The organism is Mycobacterium sp., from assembly GCF_049683355.1.
Taxonomy (GTDB): domain Bacteria; phylum Actinomycetota; class Actinomycetes; order Mycobacteriales; family Mycobacteriaceae; genus Mycobacterium.
In genome coordinates, this window is the sequence record NZ_JBAUJB010000081.1 from 22,333 (window position 1) to 28,638 (window position 6,306).

Below are 6,306 nucleotides of genomic sequence, written 5' to 3' on the forward strand. Positions count from 1 at the left end.
ATGACAAGCCACGACCACGACCACGACCGCACCGTGAAACCGATGGTCGACGAGATCACCGACTTCGAGGTGCTGGAGATCGCGCTGCGCGAATTGTGCATCGAGAAGGGCATCTTCACCGCCGAGGAGCACCGCCGGTTCACCGAGTTCGCCGAGCAGATCGGCCCCACCCCTGCTGCCCGCCTGGTCGCCCGCGCCTGGGTCGACCCGGACTTCAAGACCCTCGCCCTCACCGAGCCGATGGAAGCCAGTAAGGAGGTCGGTGTCGACTGGCTGGAACCGACCGGCTTCGGCACCCCCAGCGACTTCACGGCGTTCCAGATCCTCGAAGACACCCCGACGGTGCATCACGTCATCGTCTGTGCGCTCTGCTCGTGTTATCCACGGCCCATCCTCGGCAATTCGCCGGAGTGGTACCGCACCCCCAATTACCGTCGACGCCTTGTCCGTTGGCCCAGGCAGGTACTGGCGGAGTTCGGCCTCTACCTGAGCGACGACGTCGAGGTCCGGGTGCAGGACTCCAACCAGAAACACCGCTTCATGGTCATGCCGGTGCGTCCCGACGGCACCGAGGGTTGGTCCGAGGACCAGCTGACCGAGATCGTCACCCGTGACTGTCTGATCGGCGTGGCACTACCCAAGCCCGGCGTGACGACCAATGTCATCACCGACACCCGTGCCGCCGTGCACCCGGCAGCTGACTGACGGTGGAGCCGAACGTGGACAGCGAGACACTGAGGCAGATCGTCGCGCGCCGCCAGGTGTGGCCGACGATGGCCGCGAAGTACGGCGTCGAGAACCCGGTACCGCCGTGGAAGACGAGCCTCGACGGCCTCTGCGATGTGCTCGACCACGCATCATGTGACAGCCCGGTTCCGAGCTTCAAGGAACGCCGCGACGAGGAGGACGTCCTCGCGGCGACCGTCTACTCCGATCTTCCCTATCCGGAGAATCAGCTCGTCTGCCTGGCGCATTCGCTGATGGCGCGTGGACTGATCACCGACTCCGAACTGCAACAGAAGCTTTCCGCCATCCGGGCACGGCTCGAGACCTGACCCGGCCCACTACCCCTGACGCAGCGTCAGCACGGTGATCTCGCTGGGGGCGAAAACCCGGAACGGCGGCCCCCAGAAACCGGTGCCCCTGCTGGTGTAGAGCTGAGTGCGCTCGCCGTGTGCGCTCAGGCCGGCCACCACCGGCTGATCGAGCCGGACCAGGAAATTGAACGGCCAGATCTGCCCGCCGTGGGTGTGCCCGGAGATCTGCAGATCCACGCCGGCGCGCACCGCGCTGGTGATCTGCTTGGGCTGGTGTGCGAGCAGCAGCACCGGCAATGCAGGATCACGGTCCGCCAGGGCCACGTCGAGATTCTCGCCGTGCCCGTCGAGGCCGGAGGCGTGGGCGGTCGCGTCGTCCACACCGGCGACCACGAGTTGGTCACCGCCACGCTGGACGACGATGTGCCTGTTGTGCAGCGCATCCCAGCCGATGCTCTCCATGTAGTTTAGCCAGCCCTGCGCCTCGCTGAAGTACTCGTGGTTGCCGGTGACGTAGACCCGCGCGAGCCTGCCCTGCGCCGCTGCCAACGGAGCGACCTGGTGTTCGCGCACAGTGACCGTGCCATCGGCGAGATCACCGACGTGGCAGACGATGTCGGCGCCGAGGGTGTTGACCCGTTCGGTCACCGCTGCCGACCAGCGGGCGCGGTCGATCGGCCCGTAATGGGTGTCGGTGATCATCACCACCCGCAGACCGTCCAACCCGCTACCGAGCCCGGCGATGTCGACGTCGACATTCTTGGTCCGCGGAACCCGCATGGCTTCGACGTAGCCCCACACCAGCAGCACAGCCACGACGATCAGCATCGAGACCGCCACCACCCGCGCTCTGAGGGGATCCTCCACACCGAACACAGACAGTCCCAGGCGCAGCAGCAGTGACAGCACCGACCAGACGAACAGCACCCAGACCGCACCCAGCAGTGCGTCGCCGACCCTGGCCGGCCAATCCCGGTGCCTCGGGCCGTGTCCGGAGATCACCGTGGCGGGCAACGCCACCAACGCAGCCGCGAACACGATCGAACCGGCCACCACCACCGCGTCGGGCCACTGCGTCCCGGCCACGAGCAGCGTCCACCACGGCACCCCGAACAGGGTCACCAGGATCGTGGACACGACGACTCGGCGCAGCCACCGACGCCGCGACCGCCGACTCACGACGGGTCTGGTCTGAACCGACTGCGGCTCTGGCATGGCGGGGCGCCTCGTTTTCTGTCTGTGGGTTCATCGACGACGCTACCTGCCGATGAAGTTCCACGATCCGGCGAGAACCGCGACGGTGATCGCCGCGGCCCCGATGCCGACGCCGGCCAGCACCAGGACGACCTCGCGCGCCCCGAAGACCGACGGCCTCGCCCACGTGCGGTCGGTGCGCGCACCGAATCCGCGCGCCTCCATCGCGGTGGCCAGTTTCGATCCGCGGCGCACCGCGAACACCAGCAGCGCGAACGCCTGTCCGGCGGTGCGCCGCAACCGGCCGTCGTCTCCGATCCCCCGCGCCCGGCGCGCATGGCCGAGGTACTGCCAGTCCTGGTTGAGCAGTCCGACCAAGCGCATCCCCGCGAGCGCCCCGAGAACGAACCGGGCGGGCAGCCGCAGTGTCTGGCCGAGCCCGTCGGCGAGTTCGGTGGGCTGCACATCGACGAACAGGAAGACCGACGGCAGGGCGATGGCCAGCACCCGAAGGAAGGTGGCGACCGCCAGCGTGATGGAGCCGTCGCTGACGTTGACCAGCAGGAAATGCCAGTGCACGGTGCCGCTCGGTTCACCGTAGAGCAGGATCGTGACGCCGGTGAGTCCCGCGGCGAGGACGATCAGCGCACCGCGAACGAGCAACGTACGCAACCGGACACCGAGCGCCACGATGAGCACGAGTTCGAGAACCAGCGCGGTCAGCGCTGAGACCCAGTCGACGCTGAGCACCAGCGCGGCCGCTATCACCAGGGCGGTCAGCAGCTTGGCGACCGGGTTGAGCGCACGACCGGCGTCGGGGGGCGCGCTGCCGACGGTGGTCATCGCGGCGGCTCCACGACCGCGTCGGTATCTCCCCCGGTCAGTTCGACGTGGTGGTCGGCCAGCAGATCGACAAAATCCAGGTCGTGGGTGATGGCCACGACGGCGGTCCCCCGGTCGGCGATCTCGGCCAGCAGCCGGATCAGCTCCTCCCAGGTGCGCCGGTCCTGCCCGAACGTGGGCTCGTCGAGGATGATCAGCTCGGGCGCCGTCGCGAGCACCGTCGCGACCGACAGCCGACGCTTCTCACCTCCCGACAGCGTGAACGGATTCGCCTGGGCAAGGTGGGCCAGCCGCAACCGCTCAAGGAGCGCGTCGGTGAGCGCGACCGTCTCCGAGCGGCCACGCTTGAGGGTGCGCGGCCCCAGTGCGACTTCCTCTCGTACTGTGCCGGTGAGGAATTGGTGTTCCGGATCCTGGAACACACTGCCGATCCTGCTCAGCAGCTCGCGGGACCGCCACCGGATGGGTTCGCGGCGATGGGGTGTCGGGGACATCGCGACGGCCGCCTCGAGCCGGCCCGCCAACGGCGCAAGCAGACCCCCGAGGGTGAGCGCCAGCGTGGTTTTGCCCGCACCGTTGGGACCCGTCACGACCGTCGTTCGGGCACTGGCGATCTCGAAGTGCATCCCGGAGTGGACGGGCACACCGGCGCGATATCCGAAGGCCAGCCCGGCGGCCGTCACCAACGGCTCGGTGTGCGTGACCCGGTCACGGTTGATCTCTGGACGTGGTGCACCAGGCACCCACACTCCCGAACGCACCAGATGATCGCGCTCCCGATGCAGCGTGTCGTCGGGCGTGCCGTCCGCGAGCACCTGGCCGTCGGCGCCGAGCACGACGACCCGATCGATGACGGGTAGCCACGCCTCGGTCCGGTGTTCGATGACGATCAGCGTCGCCCCCGACTGTGCCACGGTCGCGGCGATCGCGTCGCGCACCTCGATGACACCAGCGGGGTCCAGGTTGGCGGTCGGCTCGTCCAGCAGGATCAAGCCCGGGTTCATCGCGATCACCCCGGCCAGCGCCAGGCGCTGCTTCTCACCGCCGGAGAGCTCTGATGTCGATCTCGACAGCGGCAGCGGCAGGCCCACCGCGTGCAGCGCCTCGGCGACACGCGGCCAGATCTGCTCCCGCGGCACACCGCAGTTCTCCATTCCGAACGCAACGTCATCACCGACGCGCGACAGGATCACCTGCGAGTCGGGATCCTGCAGCACCATGCCGACACGTTCACGCCGCTCGCCGGGAGGTGCCCCGTCGATCCGTAGGCGCCCGGTCTCGTGTCCGTCCTCCGAGCCACCGAGCAACCCGGCCAGACCGTGCAGAAGCGTTGACTTGCCGGCACCCGAGGGGCCCAACAGCAGCACCCGTTCGCCGGGCTCGACGGCAAGATCGAGGTGGCGTACGGCCCAGGCGGATCGCCCAGCATGACACCAGCCCCAGTCGCTGGCCGTGACGGCGGCGCCACCGCGGGAGATGCTCATCGCGCGTCGCGCTGCGCCATCCTGCCCGAATCGAAGCGGCTGAGCGCACCGGTCTTGGCCAGCGCCCGCACGCCCAACCAGGACAGCAGGCCGGCGAGCACGACGCCGGAGACGATCCCGGAGATCGTGTAGACGACGGCGAACGTGGTGGCCGCGCCCGGGTACAAGAGCAAGAGCTCGTTGACGGCCATGGCGAGGCCGGCGGCGGCCCCGGCCAGCAGGGCCACCGGCAGATTCCACCGGCGGTAGAGGAACAGCGCGAACACCAGTTCGGCGGCGAGGCCCTGGACCAGCCCGAATTCCAGCGTGAGCACGCCCCACTGGTTACCGACGAGCGCCGAGACCGTCGCGGCCACCATCTCACCGAACAGCGCCGCTCCCGGCTTGCGGATCACCAGGGCGGTGAGCACGCCGGCGAACAGCCACACCCCGCCGATGCTGGCTTGCAGACCCGGAAGCAGTGCCGCCAGCGGCGCGCCGATCGGGTTGGAGGCGATGTTCCACAGCACGAAGATCAGGCCCGCCGCCACCGCCAGCACACTGGCGACGACGATGTCGACCACCCGCCACCGCAAAGATCGTGGGCCGACCGGTGTCGGGTCATCCAGCCCAGCCGATGGTTCGGGCTGCCGATCACTCACGTGGACTCCTCTGTTGGCACCTTGGATGAGCGCTCATTATGGACCGTTGCCTTTCCGCCGTGTGGGCGCCGTCGGCTGGTACGAGGGAGCATGATGAGTGGCACCCGGCTGCCGACTGACCCGCCGGACCATCGAGGAGGCTCGTGACGGACTGGATAGTCGGGGTCATCGGCGCCCTGTTCGTGGTTGCGGTGATGCGCGACGTGTTCCACACGTTGTTCCACCCGATCGGTCGCGGCAGCATCGCTCCGAACGTGATGAAGTTCGTCTGGTGGTTGCTGCGGGTATTTCACCCGGATCGCCGGATCGCCTCGATGACGGGTCCGCTGGGCATCGCGCTGGTCGTGCTGACGTGGGGAGCGATGGCAGTCCTGGGCTGGGCGATGCTGTATTTCTCGCTGATGCCGGAGGGTTTCGCGTTCGGCTCCGAACTCGATCCTGCCGAACGCCACCCGGTCCTCGACTCGTTGTACGTATCGCTGGTCACCATCGGCACGCTCGGGTTCGGCGATGTCGTTCCCACCTCACCATGGCTGCGATTGATCGTCCCGCTCGAAGCACTGTTCGGGTTCATGCTGCTCACCGCGGCAGTGTCCTGGGTGCTGCAGATTTATCCCACGCTGCACCGCAGACGCGTGGTGGCGTTGCAGCTCTCGACGCTGCGCGAGGCCCGAAGGGCGCAACCCACCCTGGACGTCAACAGCGTTCCCACGGGCGTTCTCACCGGGCTGGCCAGCGCGATCGTCGAGGTCCGCAACGATTTCAACCAGGACGGCGCGACGTACTACTTCCGCGACCTCGAAGCGGACGCGTCGTTGGCCGTCTCCATCCAGTACGCCACCCAGCTCGCCGACGAGGCCGCCCAGAGCGAGAATCCGCAGATGTGCCTCGCCGGCGCTCTGCTCACGGCCGCGGTCGACAGCCTCGCCGGCCTGCTCGACGCGGAGTTCCTGCAACTCGGTGGCGACACCGCGTCCGTGATCAAGGCCTACGCGGCGGACCACCGGCACACCAGCTGAGCGAATCGACCACCTCAGTCTGAGGTGCGTCGCCTGAGTCGAACCCCGGTGACGGCGTTGCTCGCCACTGACGTGACTTCGAGCGTGA

7 protein-coding genes are annotated in these 6,306 nt (G+C 68.1%); 3 read left to right on the forward strand and 4 right to left on the reverse strand.

What is annotated here, in order from left to right; all coding sequences use genetic code 11:
* Both scnC and WA944_RS05145 read left to right on the forward strand, forming a co-directional pair.
* Positions 1-705: a thiocyanate hydrolase subunit gamma gene (gene scnC, locus WA944_RS05140; RefSeq protein ID WP_526372900.1), complete on the forward strand. Its 705-nt coding sequence runs from the start codon at positions 1-3 to the stop codon at positions 703-705.
* Positions 706-773: 68 nt separating this feature from the next.
* Positions 774-1,055, forward strand: a complete 282-nt coding sequence (locus tag WA944_RS05145; RefSeq protein ID WP_526372937.1) for a thiocyanate hydrolase — start codon at positions 774-776, stop codon at positions 1,053-1,055.
* A gap of 9 nt (positions 1,056-1,064) precedes the next feature.
* Here WA944_RS05145 and WA944_RS05150 read toward each other — a convergent pair whose 3' ends face one another.
* Genes WA944_RS05150 through WA944_RS05165 form a run of 4 tightly spaced genes read right to left on the reverse strand, consistent with a single transcriptional unit; the run spans position 1,065 to position 5,166 of the window.
* Entirely contained in the window at positions 1,065-2,252 is a 1,188-nt protein-coding gene (locus tag WA944_RS05150; RefSeq protein WP_526372898.1) for a metallophosphoesterase, read from the reverse strand.
* Positions 2,253-2,294: 42 nt separating this feature from the next.
* Positions 2,295-3,074, reverse strand: a complete 780-nt coding sequence (locus WA944_RS05155) for an energy-coupling factor transporter transmembrane component T family protein (protein WP_526372896.1) — start codon at positions 3,072-3,074, stop codon at positions 2,295-2,297.
* Positions 3,071-4,558 (reverse strand): ABC transporter ATP-binding protein, encoded by a 1,488-nt coding sequence (locus tag WA944_RS05160; RefSeq protein WP_526646476.1) that lies wholly within the window; start codon positions 4,556-4,558, stop codon positions 3,071-3,073. Before WA944_RS05160 ends, WA944_RS05155 begins: the two co-directional genes overlap by 4 nt.
* A complete protein-coding gene (locus WA944_RS05165) occupies positions 4,555-5,166 on the reverse strand; it encodes an ECF transporter S component (protein ID WP_526608601.1) in 612 nt (203 codons plus the stop codon). The genes WA944_RS05160 and WA944_RS05165 overlap by 4 nt, the downstream gene beginning before the upstream one ends.
* A 176-nt stretch (positions 5,167-5,342) precedes the next feature.
* On the opposite strand from WA944_RS05165, the gene WA944_RS05170 reads away from it, so the two are divergent.
* Complete coding sequence (locus WA944_RS05170; protein ID WP_526608599.1) at positions 5,343-6,218, forward strand: ion channel; 876 nt, start codon at positions 5,343-5,345, stop codon at positions 6,216-6,218.
* The last annotated feature ends 88 nt before the right edge of the window (positions 6,219-6,306 follow it).

Bases quoted from the DNA above. Each gene is read 5' to 3' on its own strand.
- scnC (WP_526372900.1), top strand. From the start codon at position 1: ATGACAAGCCACGACCACGACCACGACCGCACCGTGAAACCGATGGTC.
- WA944_RS05145 (WP_526372937.1), top strand. From the start codon at position 774: ATGGCCGCGAAGTACGGCGTCGAGAACCCGGTACCGCCGTGGAAGACG.
- WA944_RS05150 (WP_526372898.1), bottom strand. From the start codon at position 2,252: ATGCCAGAGCCGCAGTCGGTTCAGACCAGACCCGTCGTGAGTCGGCGG.
- WA944_RS05155 (WP_526372896.1), bottom strand. From the start codon at position 3,074: ATGACCACCGTCGGCAGCGCGCCCCCCGACGCCGGTCGTGCGCTCAAC.
- WA944_RS05160 (WP_526646476.1), bottom strand. From the start codon at position 4,558: ATGAGCATCTCCCGCGGTGGCGCCGCCGTCACGGCCAGCGACTGGGGC.